Annotated in this window: 12 protein-coding genes and 2 pseudogenes; 10 read left to right on the top strand and 4 right to left on the bottom strand. The window is 47.9% G+C overall.

Annotated elements, in window-relative coordinates; all coding sequences use genetic code 11:
- The first annotated feature begins 16 nt into the window (after positions 1 to 16).
- From OIN60_RS11195 to OIN60_RS11180, 4 genes are all read left to right on the top strand, one after another.
- Complete coding sequence (locus OIN60_RS11195; protein ID WP_305754949.1) at positions 17 to 1729, top strand: methyl-accepting chemotaxis protein; 1713 nt, start codon at positions 17 to 19, stop codon at positions 1727 to 1729.
- A 314-nt stretch (positions 1730 to 2043) separates the two neighbouring features.
- A complete protein-coding gene (locus OIN60_RS11190; RefSeq protein ID WP_305754948.1) occupies positions 2044 to 3189 on the top strand; it encodes a glucose-1-phosphate adenylyltransferase in 1146 nt (381 codons plus the stop codon).
- Between the two features lie 20 nt (positions 3190 to 3209).
- Positions 3210 to 4313: a glucose-1-phosphate adenylyltransferase subunit GlgD gene (gene glgD, locus OIN60_RS11185; protein WP_305754947.1), complete on the top strand. Its 1104-nt coding sequence runs from the start codon at positions 3210 to 3212 to the stop codon at positions 4311 to 4313.
- A gap of 67 nt (positions 4314 to 4380) precedes the next feature.
- Positions 4381 to 6834 carry a glycogen/starch/alpha-glucan phosphorylase gene (locus OIN60_RS11180; protein WP_305754946.1) on the top strand — a complete coding sequence of 818 codons (2454 nt, stop codon included), beginning with the start codon at positions 4381 to 4383 and terminating at the stop codon, positions 6832 to 6834.
- A 72-nt stretch (positions 6835 to 6906) separates the two neighbouring features.
- Here OIN60_RS11180 and OIN60_RS11175 read toward each other — a convergent pair whose 3' ends face one another.
- From OIN60_RS11175 to OIN60_RS11165, 3 genes are all read right to left on the bottom strand, one after another.
- The gene (locus tag OIN60_RS11175; protein WP_305754945.1) at positions 6907 to 7365 is read right to left on the bottom strand and encodes an EVE domain-containing protein; all 459 of its coding nucleotides are present in this window, start codon (positions 7363 to 7365) and stop codon (positions 6907 to 6909) included.
- A gap of 374 nt (positions 7366 to 7739) precedes the next feature.
- Positions 7740 to 8861, bottom strand: coding sequence for an NADH-dependent flavin oxidoreductase (locus OIN60_RS11170; RefSeq protein ID WP_305754944.1), 1122 nt, complete (start codon positions 8859 to 8861; stop codon positions 7740 to 7742).
- Between the two features lie 136 nt (positions 8862 to 8997).
- Positions 8998 to 9567 carry a TetR/AcrR family transcriptional regulator gene (locus OIN60_RS11165; protein WP_305754943.1) on the bottom strand — a complete coding sequence of 190 codons (570 nt, stop codon included), beginning with the start codon at positions 9565 to 9567 and terminating at the stop codon, positions 8998 to 9000.
- Between the two features lie 434 nt (positions 9568 to 10001).
- Between OIN60_RS11165 and OIN60_RS11160 the strand changes: the two genes are divergently transcribed.
- The 6 genes and pseudogenes from OIN60_RS11160 to OIN60_RS22735 form a co-directional block, all read left to right on the top strand.
- The gene (locus OIN60_RS11160; RefSeq protein ID WP_305754942.1) at positions 10002 to 10385 is read left to right on the top strand and encodes a hypothetical protein; all 384 of its coding nucleotides are present in this window, start codon (positions 10002 to 10004) and stop codon (positions 10383 to 10385) included.
- A gap of 2 nt (positions 10386 to 10387) precedes the next feature.
- Entirely contained in the window at positions 10388 to 10798 is a 411-nt protein-coding gene (locus tag OIN60_RS11155; protein ID WP_305754941.1) for a hypothetical protein, read from the top strand.
- 145 nt (positions 10799 to 10943) lie between these two features.
- Positions 10944 to 11249, top strand: a pseudogene (locus OIN60_RS11150) (GNAT family N-acetyltransferase); the annotation flags it as partial.
- A gap of 41 nt (positions 11250 to 11290) precedes the next feature.
- Positions 11291 to 12637: an EndoU domain-containing protein gene (locus OIN60_RS11145; RefSeq protein ID WP_305754940.1), complete on the top strand. Its 1347-nt coding sequence runs from the start codon at positions 11291 to 11293 to the stop codon at positions 12635 to 12637.
- A gap of 22 nt (positions 12638 to 12659) precedes the next feature.
- The gene (gene cdiI / locus OIN60_RS11140; RefSeq protein ID WP_305754939.1) at positions 12660 to 13022 is read left to right on the top strand and encodes a ribonuclease toxin immunity protein CdiI; all 363 of its coding nucleotides are present in this window, start codon (positions 12660 to 12662) and stop codon (positions 13020 to 13022) included.
- An 18-nt stretch (positions 13023 to 13040) separates the two neighbouring features.
- Positions 13041 to 13133 (top strand): annotated as a pseudogene (locus OIN60_RS22735) (transposase); the annotation flags it as partial.
- A 193-nt stretch (positions 13134 to 13326) separates the two neighbouring features.
- Here OIN60_RS22735 and OIN60_RS11130 read toward each other — a convergent pair.
- Complete coding sequence (locus OIN60_RS11130; protein WP_305754938.1) at positions 13327 to 16077, bottom strand: endo-beta-N-acetylglucosaminidase; 2751 nt, start codon at positions 16075 to 16077, stop codon at positions 13327 to 13329.
- Between the last annotated feature and the right edge of the window lie 254 nt (positions 16078 to 16331).

Below are 16331 nucleotides of genomic sequence, written 5' to 3'. Positions count from 1 at the left end.
AAAGGAGACGCCTAAGTTGAAGCTGCTAAAAAATCTATCTATTACCAAGAAGCTGTTAGTTATCATTATTGTAAGCGCAGTGGCGCTCGGTTCAATAGGATTTCTGGGCCTGAGCTATATTCTCGCCCTGACCAAAAACTCAGAGACCATGTATAGAGAAAATCTGGTTCCTTTAGAGAAAATCATGCAATTGAGAGTGAATGAAAGAGCTGGCTCTGGTTATATGCTGGAGATGCTGGTCACTCAAGATCCTGTCAGGAATAAAGAACTGAAGGATGCGATTGCCACGGTAGTGAAAGAAAATGAGCGTCTCGCTACTGAAATTGAAAGCACAAAATTAACCCCGGAACAGCAGAATCTGCTCAATCAATACAAAGAACAAATTCAGATGCTGAACACAAGCAGGAATCAGGTCACTGATTTGGCGACACAAAATAGCAATGAGGAAGCTTACCGTGTGTATCTGGAGGTCGCTGAGGCCTACCATGACCAGGTTATCGATACTTTGAAGGCACTGCAGCAATCCAATATAACGAATGCAGGTTCAATTAACAGTATCAATCAGGAAAGCTCGCGCGACATCACTGTATTTGTAACGGTAGTTATTATTGTGGCTCTGCTTCTATTAATACTGCTCAGTATGGGTATTGCGCGCATGATTGTAAAACCGGTCAAGGAAGTAGTAAGCTTATTGCAGCAAGCCGAGAACGGGGACTTTACGGTTAAAGGAAGCTATCACTCCAGGGATGAAATCGGTGAGCTGTCTGCCTCATTTAACCATATGACTTCCAGGCTTCAAACTGTATTCAACAGCGTACAGGAGTCTTCATTACTGGTAGCCTCAGCTTCGGAGGAATTAAGCGCCAATGCCGAACAAAACAGCAAAGCCAGTGAACATATTACGATTATTGCCCAGGAGCTCGCCTACGGTTCGGAAAAACAGGTTGACCAAGTAGATGAGAGTTCCAGCGTCATCGCGGATATAACCGGGCATACAAGAACGATCGCTGAAAATACGGAGAAAATGAAAGTGGATGTGCTGCAGGCCTCGCAAAAGTCCTCCGAAGGCAATCAGGCGATCGAGGAAGTAAATCAACAAATGAATTCGATCCATGCCAATGTCAATAGCCTGGCGGAGGCGGTGAAAAGCTTGAACGAGCGCTCCAATGAAATTGGAAAAATCACCAATGTCATAACAGATATTTCGGCGCAAACCAATTTATTGGCCTTGAATGCGGCGATCGAAGCCGCCAGGGCAGGAGAGCATGGCAAAGGCTTTGCTGTTGTAGCCGATGAAGTGAGGAAGCTGGCAGAAGAATCCAAGAAATCCACAGCGCAAATTTCCGGGCTTATTCAGTTGATCCAAAGCGAAACAGAACATACGCTGCAGACAATGGAAAAAGCCTCGAAAGAGGTCCACTCCGGCATGAATGTTGTCCAGCATGCTGGGAACTCCTTCCGCAGTATAGATCTGGCGGTTAACGGAGTAGTTTCTCAAATTGAGGATATTTCAGAAGCGCTGGTCAAGCTTGCTGAAGGTACGGAAAATGTGAACTCAGCTATGCTGGAGGTAAACTCTGTTGCCAAGGAGTCTGCTGCCAATTCACAAAGCATCTCCGGTGCAACACAGCAGCAGCTTGCCTCCATGGAGGAAATCACTTCTTCCTCCCAAGCGCTTGCAGGTCTGGCGGATGATCTGCAAAATACGATAAAACAGTTTAAAATCTAGCTAAAGCCATAGCCGCTGTTTGCAAAGTCTCTCTGACCGAAGTCAGAGGGACCGGACAGCAGCGTGTATAACCTATTGTTTAGCGGGCGTATTCGAACTCAAGCCCAGCGAACACCAACTTCTTGTTAGTCATTGCCATTAGAAATCCCTCCTTTAAGTTTATTTAGCTTCATCTTCCCTGCTTTACACACACAACACACTCCTTGAATCTCATAAGCATTGACGTTAGACCAGTCGAATATGTTGTTGCATAAATGTTCATATCCAAAGCTGCAAAATGATTCGCATTTTCGCACATTGAAGGAGGAATTTTGATGCAGAACAAGGAAGTGTTGGCCATGCTGTTGGCCGGCGGGCAGGGCAAACGTTTGAAGGGCTTGACGAGAACACTCGCCAAACCCGCGGTATATTTTGGCGGAACCTACAGAATTATTGACTTTCCCCTCAGTAACTGCGCTCACTCTGGTATCGATACGGTTGGTGTACTGACACAATATGAGCCCTTGGTTCTTCATTCCTATATCGGCGTGGGGAGTGATTGGGATCTGGACCGCAGAAATGGTGGAGTCTATGTGCTGCCTCCTCATGAAAGGGAGGAAGGAAACAGCTGGTACAGGGGCACGGCGGATGCGATTTTCAGAAATCTCAATTTCATTGAACAGTTTAATCCCGAGCACGTGCTCATTCTGTCCGGCGATCATATCTATAAAATGAATTATGCCGCCATGCTGGAGTATCACAAAGAGAAAAATGCGGATTGCACGATCTCCGTTATTGATGTCACCGTTGAAGAAGCAAGTCGCTTCGGGGTGCTGAATACAGATGAAAATCTGGAAATCTATGAATTTGAAGAAAAACCGGCGCAGCCGAAAAGCACGCTCGCGTCCATGGGCATTTATTTGTTTAAATGGAGCGTTCTGAGAGAGTATTTGATCACAGCCTCGCAAAATCTCGAAAGCTCCCATGATTTTGGCAAGGATATTATCCCGCTTATGCTTAGCCAAGCCAAGACGTTGTACGCTTATCCGTTCCAGGGATACTGGAAGGATGTGGGCACGATTCAAAGCTTATGGGAAGCCAATATGGATTTGCTTGCGCAGGACCCACCCTTGAACCTGAACGACCCGGATTGGCGCATTTTTACGCGAAGCCCGAACCAGCCAGCACAGTATGTCTCTCCCCAGGCCATCCTCAACAATTGCATCGTGAACGAAGGCTGCATCGTAAACGGCCGAGTAGAGCATTCGGTGCTTTTCTACGGGGTGGAAGTCGGAGAAGGCAGTTATGTATCGGATTCTGTCATTATGCCGGGTGTCAAAATCGGACGTCATGCCCGCATTCATCGCGCCATTCTGAACGAGAACGTAGTGATTGAAGATTATGCCGTCATTGGCGGCGACTCTGAAGATATCCTATTGGTCGATCAGGATACCGAAATCCGGGCGGCCCAAAATTATTGAGGAACAGGACGGTGAAAAGCATGAACCGATTGATCGGCGTTATTAACCTGGATAAAGAACTGGATCATCTGAAGGAGCTTACCTACTTCCGCTGTGGAGCGGCCGTTCCATTTGCTGGCCGTTACCGGCTCATCGACTTTGCACTGTCCAATATGATGTATGCGGGGATTTTGGATACGGCCTTGTTCATCCGTAGGAAATACCGTTCCTTGCTGGATCATTTGGGAGATGGGCGCCCGTGGGACCTGGACCGTAAACGCGGTGGACTGTTCGTGCTGCCTCCGGACTGGAATGATCCGACGGATACGTCCAAAGGGGATTTGCAGCATGTGCATAATAATCTGGACTTTTTTAAACGTGCCGCGGGAGAGACGATTGTGCATTCAGGCACGCAGCATATTAACAAAGTGGATATTGCGGACGCTTACCGCTTCCATAAGGAGACCGGGGCCGACGTCACGCTGATATACCGGCATGTTGAACAGCTTGAGCCGGAGTATGGGGCCTGCATTCGTCTGGAGGTAGATGAAGATGGCCGGGTCACCGGGATACATCAGGAGCAGGATCACCATAATATATACTTGGAAATATTCATCATGGATAAGAAGCTCTACTTACAGCAGGCAGAGCGCTGTATTGCACATGGTGACAGCAATTTTTTCCGTGACGCCATCCAGCGCAATGCAGGTCAGCTCAATATTCACGCTTACCGTTATGAAGGCTATCATGCGGTAATCAATTCCGTGGAGAGTTATTTCAAGAACAGCATGGCATTGCTGGATCAGAAGCAGTACCAGGCGTTATTCCAGGAAAGACCGGCACATACCAAAATCAAGTATGAAGCCCCTACAAGATATCTGGACGGGGCTGAAATCCAAAATTCATTGGTTGCCAACGGATGTATGATCGGCGGGAAAGTAGAAAACAGTGTCATTTTCAGAGGAGTACAGATTCACAAGGGGGCGCGTGTCAGCAATTCGATCATTATGCAAAAATGTGTTATTCGTGAAGGGGCCGTCATTGAGAATGTCATTTTGGATAAGGATGTTAAATTACCCGAAGCGAGCACATTGATCGGCAGCGCCAAAAGCCCCTATGTCATTGCAAAAAATACGAAGATGTAAGTAAAGCCTAACTACTTTGGCTGAGGCACAGCAGAATAAATCGGCTATGATCAGGAGGTACACACCTTTGTTCAGCAATAAGGAAGAGTTCAAGGAAGCATTTCGCCTGCATCTTGTCGGTCGTCTAGGCATCCCGATGGCGGAAGCGAAAGCCGATGATGTGTACAAAATTTTGGGGAGCATGATCAGGGAATATGTCGGCAAAAACTGGGCCAGGACGAATCAGGCCTATAAGGAGCGCGGGGAGAAGCAGGTCTATTACTTCTCGCTGGAGTACCTGATGGGAAGGCTTCTTGGCAACCACCTTCTGAATCTGGGTGTTCTTGACCTGGTGCGGGAAGGGCTGAGCGAGCTGGGCTGGGAGCTCGAAGCGATCGAAACGCAGGAAGCGGATGCGGGTCTTGGCAACGGCGGCCTCGGACGGCTTGCCGCCTGCTTTATGGATTCGCTTGCTTCGCTCGGTTATGCCGGACATGGATGCGGTATCCGCTATAAATACGGTCTCTTCGAACAGCGGATTATGGACGGCAATCAGGTGGAGCTGCCGGACTACTGGCTGCAGAAGGGTAATGTCTGGGAAATCCGACGGCCGGAGAAGCAGGTCGAGGTCTACTTCTGGGGCAGGGTGGAGAGCCGCGAGGAGCATGGCCGCACCATTTTCGAAACGAAAGACGCTGAGAAAATCTGGGCTGTGCCGTATGATATTCCTCTGATCGGCTACGGACGGGGCAATGTCAACACGCTGCGCATATGGAGCGCGGAATCGGCTTTGGACCCGGCGGCAGGCCATTTTCCGGGCGGGGAGGGCTACTATAAATATCTGGAGTACAGCCGATCCATTGAGTCGATTACGGAGTTCTTGTATCCAGATGATTCGAATGAGGAAGGCAAAAGGCTGCGCTTGAAGCAGCAATATTTTCTCTGCTCGGCTGGTTTGCAGAGCATTCTGCGCACCTTTGACAAACAGCAGTTGTCTTACAGCCAATTGCCTGACAAAATTGCGATTCATATTAATGATACACATCCGACGCTGGTCGTCCCGGAATTGATGCGCATCCTGATCGATGTGAAGGGCATGGGTTGGGACGAAGCCTGGGATATTACAAGCAGAACCGTATCCTATACGAACCATACGACGCTAAGCGAGGCACTGGAGAAGTGGCCGATTCCCATGGTCCGTGAGCTGCTCCCCCGTGTATATATGATCATCGAAGAGATTAACAAGCGATTCTGCGCTATGCTGCTGGAGCGATATCCGGGCGATGAATGGCGGATGGCGGAGATGGCGATCATCTACGGGGATCAGATCCGTATGGCCAATCTAGCTATTGTGGGAAGCTACAGCGTGAACGGTGTGGCTGCTCTGCATACCGAAATATTAAAGCAGCGGGAGATGAGGCCGTTTCACGAGCTATTCCCCGGCCGGTTTAACAACAAAACCAACGGGATAACGCACCGGCGCTGGCTTATGCATGCCAATCCGGAGCTGTCCGCGCTTTACAAGGAAACGCTTGGGGAAGCCTGGATTCGTGATCCGCGCGCTTTAACCGGACTACTGCCCTATGCGGAGGACTCCTCCTTTCAGCAGCGCATTCAAGGCATTAAGCAGGATAACAAAAGGAGACTGGCGGGATATATTCAGCATAAACTGAACATATCCGTCGATCCCTCGTCTATTTTCGACGTGCAGGTCAAGCGGCTGCATGGTTACAAGCGACAGCTTCTTAACATTATGCACATTATGCATTTATATCATGAGCTTAAAGAGAATCGCTTGCAGGATATGACTCCACGTACCTTCATATTTGGGGCCAAAGCCGCTCCCGGCTATTATTTGGCTAAACAGATTATCAAGCTGATTAACAATGTGGCCGACACGGTTAACAGTGATTCGCTGGTAAGAGAGCGGCTCAAGGTCGTTTTTTTAGAAAATTACTCCGTGTCGCTGGCTGAGCTCATTATCCCCGCAGCGGATGTCAGCGAGCAGATTTCCACAGCGGGCAAGGAAGCCTCCGGCACCGGAAATATGAAATTCATGATGAACGGAGCTTTAACCATCGGCACGATGGACGGAGCTAACGTTGAAATGCATGAAATGGTGGGCGACCAGAACATGTTTATCTTCGGTCTGCGTGCGGAGCAGGTGCTTGAATATTACCGGACGGGAGGTTATTCCGCACGCCGGAAGAGCGAAGAGGACGGACGTCTGCGCAGGCTGCTGGATCAACTCATTCAGACAGGTCCTTTTGCCAGTCATGAATGGGAGTTTGAAGCCGTCTACCGTTCATTGGTTGACCACAATGACGAATATTTTGTGCTGGAGGATTTTGCGGCTTATGCAGACACGCAGGCGGAGATCGATCAGGTCTACCACTCCCCATCGGACTGGACTCGGCGGGCAATTGTGAACATGGCGCATGCGGGGAAGTTTGCAAGCGACTGTACGATTCGACAATATGCGGACGAAATCTGGCGAATCCATACTGTGGATGAGGATATTTCAAGCAGACAGGTGTATTAAGACATGGCTGAAAAAACTGCATCCCCAGAGGCTTGGGAATGCAGTTTTTTTCGATGGGCGAAATGTCCAATCTTAGCTAACCTTCAGCATCTCATTCGCTATTGTCATAAAATCTTCACGATTGATTTCAAATTGCCCGAAGCGAAATGAGTATCCCCAATTGCGTCTCCCTTTGGTGAACGTCAGCTTGTCCAACAGATCGGCGATTTTTACGGACCGGCAAGGCAGATACCGCATATTCCGACGATGTGGAATAAAATCATCGTTTATTTTAAATGGATAGACGATATCGTCAGCGACCCGGCCGATAGCCGTGAATGCTTGCAAGACTTCTCCACTCTTCTTATCTGTTCGTGGGGAGTAGTAGATCAGCCAATCCCCTGATCGCATTCTTCCGAGTGGTCCGGCTTTTCCGCTGCAAGTCTGTGCGATCCCTTCTTCAATCGCATGGCTAACGTGGGATGCAGAGACGACCCCGATCCAAAAACGATTGCTTTCATTGATCACGAATTCAGGTGTGGTACCAGTCATCTTCTTATAGCCTCCTTTTGTTTGATCTATCTCAACTATACAAAAGCGCTACTGACATCGTTATGTCAGTAGCGCTTTTACTTCGATTTTGTCTGTTTTTTGTTGATGGGTTATGTCATATAAAGAATCCTTTCAAAATCGAAGCCAGCTCATCTGGATTATCTTCAGCGAGCGTATGTCCGGCATTTTGCAGGATTGAATGCTGTACCTGGATAGCTATTTGTTTGGCAGCTTGCAGTAATGGTTCCTGTGGAAGGCCGTGTGAACCATTCAAGACAAGCAGGGGCATGCTTAATTTCTGTGCTGCCCGCTGCCGGTTGCAGGGACCGAACGTTTAACTTTGTTCAGCCCCGCCTCACTATAATTTTACTCGCTTAATCCACTACTTGAAACCAGCCCGGTGTATTGGTGATTATTCCCCAAAAAACATCTGGAATCATCAGCTCTTTTTGCGCGGAATGGGAGAGCGTCGTTTTAATTTCCTGTTCCCGGCCGCTTTGCACCAAGGCAACCCATTCCGGATTCATAACCATCGCATGGCCAAGTGCGATTAAAGGAACGCCGGTTTCCAGGGCCTGAACGACATCATCGGGAGTCAACAATCCCCCGACGCCGATCACGGGGACACGGTCGCCCACTCGTTCCTGTATCATGACGATCCTTGATTTTTTAATGCTGTCGTCCCGTCTCGGGCCAGCCCAGAAACGATCCACGGAAATATGAATGTAGTCCAGGTTTTGTTCAGCCAGTACATCAACGAAATGAAGCGTATCCGTCATGGTGATTCCTGGGGTTTCGTTCTCCTCAGGCGAGATTCGATATCCGACTGCAAATGGCGACGTGGCATGTGCTGCAACCGTTTCTTTTACACGTCTTATGACTTCCAGAGGCAAAGTCATGCGTTTCTCCAACGTTCCGCCCCATTTGTCCTCTCTTCGGTTGGAGTGGGGGGAGAAGAATTGCTGCATCAGGAATCCGTTGGCGCCGTGAATTTCAACGCCGTCAAAACCGGCCTCAATCGCCCTGCGCGTCGCCTGAGCGTACTCTTCGATCACGGTTTCAATTTCCGCATCGGTCATTGCTTTTGGAACGGCTGCACCTTCACGTTCTACCGCGACAGGACTTGCGCCCAGCACATGACCGCCCGGAACCAGGGCCGGATTGCTCAAGCGTCCGCCATGATAAAGCTGAACAATCGCTTTGGCTCCATTTTCCTGTATAGCAGCCGTCAGCTTTTGCAATCCAGGCAGCAGCGTATCGTTGTCGATACCAATACCGTGTTCAATCAGCTTCCCGTTTGGCGACACCAGTGCGCCGGTCACTACAGCCCCAACTCCCTGAGCGCGTGCTTTATAAAAAGCTAGCTCTACATCCGTCAATTCTCCATTTGCGCCGGATGCCGTCATGCTCATGGGAGCCATAAGCACCCGGTTTTTCAATTGCACACCTGAAGGTAGAGTAAACGATTTGAAAAGGGGTTCATACTTTTGATTCATATTTCTTTCCTCATTTCTGCATATATTCTTATTAAGGACCTATTGGTCCATAATAGATAAAAAACAGGGGTGTTTCATATGTTACGAACCGATCGGTCCATAACGGTGAAAAAAGAAAGCGAGAAGTTCGCTTCGGTTATTTCAACTTTTCCAAAATCACCGAAATCGAATCCTCGATTCTTTCCCGCTTGGATTGTGCTCGCACCATGACGTTAATTCCTTGCAAAGACACGGTGAGGAAGCGGGCAAGTTTTAACGATTCGATGTCAGTAGAGAGAGAGCCATTGCTTTTCCCTCTTTCAATCGCATCCAGATACGCCTGCTCGACATCGTCAAAATCGCTTTCGACCATCTTGCGAAACTTCTCGTCATGAGGCGCCAATTCAATCGCTTCATTGGAAGTCATGCAGCCTAATTGGCTGCTCTCACCGCTAAGGAGCCCATAAAAGGAGGCTTCAATCCCCCGGTACACATTCTCGTCGCTCAAGCAATCGATTAAACCAGCCATGCGTTTAGTCCGGTACAATGCAAATGCTCGAATAAAGAGATCGTGTTTGTTGCCAAACGTCTCATAAAGACTGCTTTTGCTAAGTCCAGTTGCATGCAGCAAATCACTCAGGGACGTAGCTTCATAGCCCTTGGTCCGAAAGAGTGTCATCGCTTCCCTTAATACGTCGTTTTCGTCAAAATTACGTGGACGGACCATTAGTATGCACCTCCCGAACGTAGTATATCTCATTCCGAACCGATAAGTCCAGAACGAAATATATATTCCTTTGTGGTGTATAAAACAAGGAAGCTTGCTGCTGCAATACATAATGCGTTGAAAGCTTTAGAAGCTTCTGGCAAGATCAGAGTCTGTAAAATAAATGGTGTAAACTCCTAAACCTATTAGTAGAGGGCCGCTTACTGCGGCTCTTTTTCTCAAAAAAGCTGCCCTATGATCAGGATTAGGTGCGGCTTTGTATGCGGGGACAGCAGCCTCGACATTGGCTGTTCAGTTTCTTGGTAGAAGAGTAGGTATCAAGGGGAGGCTGGGAGACGGGGGAAAATATACATACACTTGGAGGAGAGGATCAAGATAGGTTAAGAGGCAAGGTTTCTGAGAGGACGCCTAATGCTAATAAAAAATTCTCAGATATGAGTGCCGATGAACAATTAGCCGTAGCAAAGCAGTATGCTCAAAAAGCACCAATTGGAATTCCAGAGAATGCAAACATGAAGGCTAAATCAATGAATGTTGGCTATGAACAAATAACCTATACTTGGAATGACGGGACATATAAGTATGAAGTGAGGTGGCATACTAGAACTCCGGGCGCTCCAATTGATCAAGGTAATACATGGGTTATTCAGAGGAAGATTCCTGGTAGTGGCGGACAGAAACCACAGACCTTTTTTAAGATTGGAGAGGATGAGTGGGCAGAAGGATCTAAATGGTATGATGCAATAGATGCTAGAAAAGCGGGAACTGCTACCCCTGAACAAATGAGAATTTTGGATCAAGGACATTGGAAGGAGTAATTATGGTGAGTTCAGAAATGATAAATAACTCATATTACGTTGGGTTTGAAGGAGAGCCTCAGTTAATATTCATGTATGAAAATTTAAATGTTAGATACGAGTTACAACTGTGGAATGGATACTTTGAGACCCTATTAGATTGTTTGATTGAGCAAGCAAATGACCGAAGTGGAATTTTGCATGAATATTGCGCTTATGAGGGCTGGTATGAGGAAAGTCCCTGGGAAATAAAAAACATTAAACAAGCAATACAATTATTTAAATCTTTTGATCCCAATAAATTAACAGAAGAAGATGGGGTTAAAGCATCAAAGAACATAAAATCTATACTTCCAACACTTACGAGTGATATTATTACATTCTTAGAGCAAGCAAATGACATTGGAAACAAGGTATTTATTGTTTACGAATAATTATTCTATAGGATTTACAACCTTAACAAGAAGAGTCTGTAAAATAAATGGTGTAAACTCCTAAACCTATTAGTAGAGGGCCGCTTCCTGCGGCTCTTTTTCTCAAAAAAAGCTGTCCTATGATTGGGATTAGCAGCATGCCGGGCTCTGGATCGACGAATCCTATCGGGGTAGGGGAGGATGGTTGTCCGCTTTTGGGAAGATAGAATGAAAAAATAACGGCTATAAGCTGGTCATGACATCAACCCTGGCCAACGAGGAAGCACAGCATTTTTATCGAAAGTTGGGCTACCGGGACGCAGGCTGTTTACTTCTCGAAAATGAACCGTTGGAGATTATTCTGACTAAAAAAACCATCATAAAACATCGAACACGGGGGAGGGAAAGAAATAGCACGAAAGTCACATTAAAGTTGGACCTAATGCCGCTGTGCCATGAGTTTCTATTTTAGTAGAATTGAATTCCATAAAATAGAAGTAGGAGAGTAGGGTCATGGGGAAAATACAGATACCTGCGGATCTGATGATGGAGGTAGCACGAAGGATCAGAGTTGGGAAAGATCAGTTAAAATACATATTGGAGCAGAATTTTTCAAGAACGACCGCATTGTTGAATGAGTTTGAAGGAGAGACAGCGAGAAGGTTCCGATCCCTGCACGAAGAGAATGCGAGAACACTGAGCCTGGTCCCGGCAAATCTGCAAAGAGCAGCGGAAGAATTAGAAAGCATTGTAAACAAGTTTGTTGATGCAGACTCAGGCATAGTCCATATTCCAGATCTCATTGGGACGAAGAGCATTTATGATTATGCTGGAGATTTTTTCAAACCGGACTTTGGAACTATTGGGCCTGCGCATACCGGTTTTGCGCCACTGAATGAGCTGTCTAATGTTAGAAACGATTCTACCGAAAGACCACCGCGAGAAGAACCGGAGAAAGGGTTCGGTGACCATGTTCATGATTTTTTCGAAGGGGCATGGAAACCGCTCAGCACATTGAATGATAATATAGTTAAACTGGGCGAACAGATAGAGGAAGACCCGGTAGGCACGATTGGCGGAATGGCACGAGATACAATCGCCGCCCCAGTCGAAGGTGCAGTGAACGGTGCGACTTTCGGGTGGAACTTTCTCTGGGGCACGGGCGGAGCGAGGGAACAGGCAAAAGAATATATAGAGACGGAAAAACAACAATTCGAGGAGCAGGGTGCGGCCTTTTATACGGGGACAGCAGCCTCGACATTGGCTGTTCAGTTTCTTGGTAGAAGAGTAGGTATCAAGGGGAGGCTGGGAGACGGGGGAAAATATACACTTGGAGGAGAGGATCAAGATAAATTAAAAGATAAGATTTCTGAGGGGATGGGTAATGCTGTCCCAGTAATAAAGAACAATTTCGAGTTTGTAAATGGCTTTGATGATCACATGATAAATGCACAAGGTATTGTTAGAAAAGGGAATAAAGGCGTTGTCGGAGGCCATAATTTAGAAAACTTCGAAAAGATTCTAACAGATCAAGGCTGGAAGCTAGATGATATCATGATTTCAAGAACCCCACATCCAACAGTTCCTGGAGTATATCAGGTTCAATATAGACTTCCAGCTCTTGATAGAGAGTTAAACGTAATACCTGGTCAGTATAAAAATATTCCACACCCTAAAACTGTATATGATCCAAATGTGATCTCGAATGATCAAATGATAAAATGGGGTAAAGAAGCGACGGAGCATGGCGAAATTGTAGGAAGGGAAATTCGAGGAACAGCATCAAATGGGCTTAAATTCACAGGGTATCTTGATGAAAACGGAAAAGTGACGAATTTCTTCCCGACCATATCAGAATAATTTTAGGAGTGTGATTTGCCGAATGCCAAAATTAGCAGAAAAAGAATTAATGGACATGTACTATCGACATCTGGAAGGAAGATATTTTTTAGATGCACTTAAAAATTTTTGTAACGGAAATGGGTTTGGTGGAAGTGAGTGCGTTTGGTGTGTTTTTGCAGGTGAGTTAGAGGAATGGGATGAAGGGTATTTTGGGGAGACGGGAGTTTGTTATTTTTTTGACTACCCTGCAGTAGACGAAGACCAGACTATAGTATTGGATTACCCTACTTTCTATTATTATTTAAAAGAAGCAAGCACGGATTATTTAATTCGACATCCGAATGCTAAGGATGAGGTTGAAGCTCGATTAGAGGAAATTAAACAAAAGTTCAATATCTCATAATGGGTTTCTATCGAAAAAGTAGATGAGATCGGAGACATTCACCGATTTTCCTGTCTTTATAAGCTGGCTCGTTTTGCTGGAATTGCTCCTGTAAAATTCAGTTCAGGCGGGACGATTATCTTTAAAAAAACTACATTGATACTTGAACTAACCGAAACATATTTATCTTGAGTCTGAACGTAGAGCAGCCTCAGTCCGGGAGATTCCGGACTGAGGCTGCTTTATTTGCTGTCTTCGTGGCAGCAGTGGTTCATTTTCCGCTTCTGTGTATCCCAAATTTTATTCTTCTGCAGCCTATAGCAAACTACCTCAGAATCGTGGTCGCCCGGTTCCCGGCATAGTCCTCAATGACAAGTTTCAGGGAGCTGGTCGTAGATGCAGGTGTGAAGGTGAGCTCGCTGAGCTTTGTTCTGCCCCGTACAATATACGGAAACTTCTTGCTGACATAGGTGACTCCGAATTCCCTCGGTACGTCATTCTCATACACGTAGAGACGATGCCAGTCAGTCAAGGTAGGCAGAGCCAGCGTATAGGTTTTGCCTGTTACGGTAACCAGCTCCTTAGCATAAGGAGTGATCTCCAGATCGGCCAGTTGTCCCGTGACGGTGACCGGAGCCTGGCCGTCGATGGAAATATTCAGGACGTAATGCTGCCCGTTCTTCGGCAGGCCGGTGATTACGGCCTGTTGTTCACCGGCGTCTGCTTGAACAGTGGTGGTGAACGGCTCGTTCGTATATTCGGTCTCCAGTGTCAACTCAATCGGTCCGGCAGTGTCATCCGGATTTTTCCAGGTGACGGACGCATCTCCGTACACATCAAATGCGACCTCCACGTCCTGCACCCCGGCCGTCAGATCGTAAGGCAGTGTGGTGGGCTCGCTTTCCGTGCCGTCCGCTGCAACAGCCGTGATGGCCAGTTCCCCGCGCATATGCTTCAGAGATTTGATGTAGTACGTGGAATCGTAGATACCGCCGACGAAGGCGCCGTTCTCATACAGATTATATTGCTTCACTTTGTCATAATCCTCGATATCCCAAGTAACCACCATTTCGTCGGTGTTCGTCAGGGCCTTGTCGATGCGGAAGCCCTCCGGCGCTTCAGGTTTGGCTGCGGAGCCGTCCGTGATGCGCAGCTCGCCGATATTCATCTGGTACGTATTGATAGTGCTGTCGTTGTTATCAAAGGACAGACCAAGCGCGGCGATGTTTTTGCCAGCATAAGGACTGAGGTCCAGCGACACGGTCTTCCAGCCGTCTGTCTGCTGCCCGGAATCCGGCACTTCGACCTTGACGACTTCATTCGGCGTTTCCGCAAAGATCAATCCCAGGCTCAGGGAAGACGCGTCTGCAGCGGTGGGTTTGTTGTAAGTCAGAGTGGCCTTGGAGTGCTCATTGACCGTTAAATCTGTCTTGAACAGGCGGAGGAAGTTCTCGGCATTCAGGTTCCCGTTCACCACGAGGGAGCTGCCACCGTTATAAGCGCCGATGGACTGGTAATCGTAGCGCGCGCCTTTCTCGTACTTCGGACCGTAGTCGAAGTCCACGTCAAGCCGCTCTCCTGCGGTATCGATCCACCACTGCCAGGTCACCGGAATGTCCTGAATGTTGATATTGGACCATTCCTGATCACTGGACACGGTGCCGTTCCTCACATAGTCCAGGCCATGCCCGGTGTTAAAGCTTGTGAAGAAGTTGCCGCCCCGAATGACGGAACGCTCGGCAATGTAGGCGGCAATGCCGTCCCAATTCGCGCCGGATGCGTACACATCGGCCAGGTTGGCATTTGCGTTCCGGCGGGCATCGGTCGGGTCCTGGTTCGGTCCTGACCACCATGCCCGGTCACGAACGAAGGTCATCCACTGGTACTCGCTGTCCGCGCGGTGATTGGCGCTCGAATTGCCCATATCTTCATCCAGTCCATTGTGGGTGAAGTCTGCGCCAAGTGTAGCGATGCTGTTCATTGGCTGGCCGTTCTCATCCAGGTTCCAGCGCAGGTCGTATTTCTGCTTCCAGCGTCCGAAGCTGTCGTTCCCGCCCTCCACGCCGGCGAAGACGGTCTCCAGCGGATCAAGCCCCAGACTTTCCGCATGCGACCGGGATTTCGTCAGCATATCATGGTTCCACCAGTAGTTCAGGAAAATCGAGTCCGATACTTGCCCCAACTGAGCATCCTTTACAAACGGGCTGTTAGCGGAGTTAAACTCATTCTGATACGCAATCTTCCCGGTACCATCCACAGTGGAATCATACCATTGCACGTACATTCCCTGATCTCTCATGTATTTCATGAACCTTTTGTAGGTGGGAATATCCGCAGGAGCTACGCCTTTGGCGACCTCTTCCTGGTTAAAAAAGTATCCGTCATAGCCGTAATACTCGGCCATTTCCACCAGCTTCCTGGCCACAGGGAATTCTCCGTTCTCATCCTGTACGAGCATCTGCTTGTAGGTTTGAGGTCCGCGGTCATTGTCCGAGAAAAAGATATTGGCGATGGAGAGTACGCCGTTTTTGTGAGCAGCGTTCGTATAAGCGGGATTGGGAATGTTCAGGATACCAAACTCGAAGTAGCGCTCGGTCCAATCCTTTTTCGGATCGTACAGCTCCTCAGGCACGCCTGCGGACGCCATCCCGTGCCAATAGCCGTAATAGTCGGTGTACTGCCAATAATTATACAAATACTGGCCGAATTTATTGGTGTACGGTGTGCTGTCGAAGAATGCGTTGCCATAATCTCCGCTCATGGTGAACATCTGTGTATCCGGGCTAAGCTCGGGGGAGGCTTGGGTAGGGGCGAACGCAGCATTGCGCGGCTGCAGCGGCACACGTGCCCGCAGCAGTTCTCCGTAGATATCGCTTTCCGGGGTCCAGTCCATGATCTGGGCGCTGGTATAGCCATGCTGATAGGGCTGGTTCTCTCCTTTGGCGCTGATGCCCTCATAAGGCAGCGTATCTCCGGCGAGAGCCGGTGTGGCAGAGAGTTGGCTCAGCAGCACAGCCGACAGTGCCAGCGCAGTCATCTTGGGCATACGCTTGTTGTTTAACCTTTTGCGTGTCATGTAGTTCCTCCTTCATAATGGAATGGTGTTTATGTATTCGCTTCCATTGCTGCAAAAGCTTATGGATAACATACTGGAAGAAAGCCATTTCAAATAGGGCCAAATTAAAGATTTCAGGTGCAAACTAAAGAAAATATGAATGTGATAGGTTCATGTGAGAGGCAGGATGCTATACTTTTGGGTGAATGGGAGGTAGAGCCGTATTTTTAAAATTGTGAGCGTTTACAGGCATTACATTAAAAACAACATGTTCA

The sequence above is a fragment of the Paenibacillus zeirhizosphaerae genome, assembly GCF_030705605.1.
GTDB classification, from domain to species: Bacteria; Bacillota; Bacilli; order Paenibacillales; family Paenibacillaceae; genus Paenibacillus; species Paenibacillus zeirhizosphaerae.
Note: the sequence above shows the minus strand (reverse complement) of the source record. Positions and strands in the feature narration are given on the sequence as shown.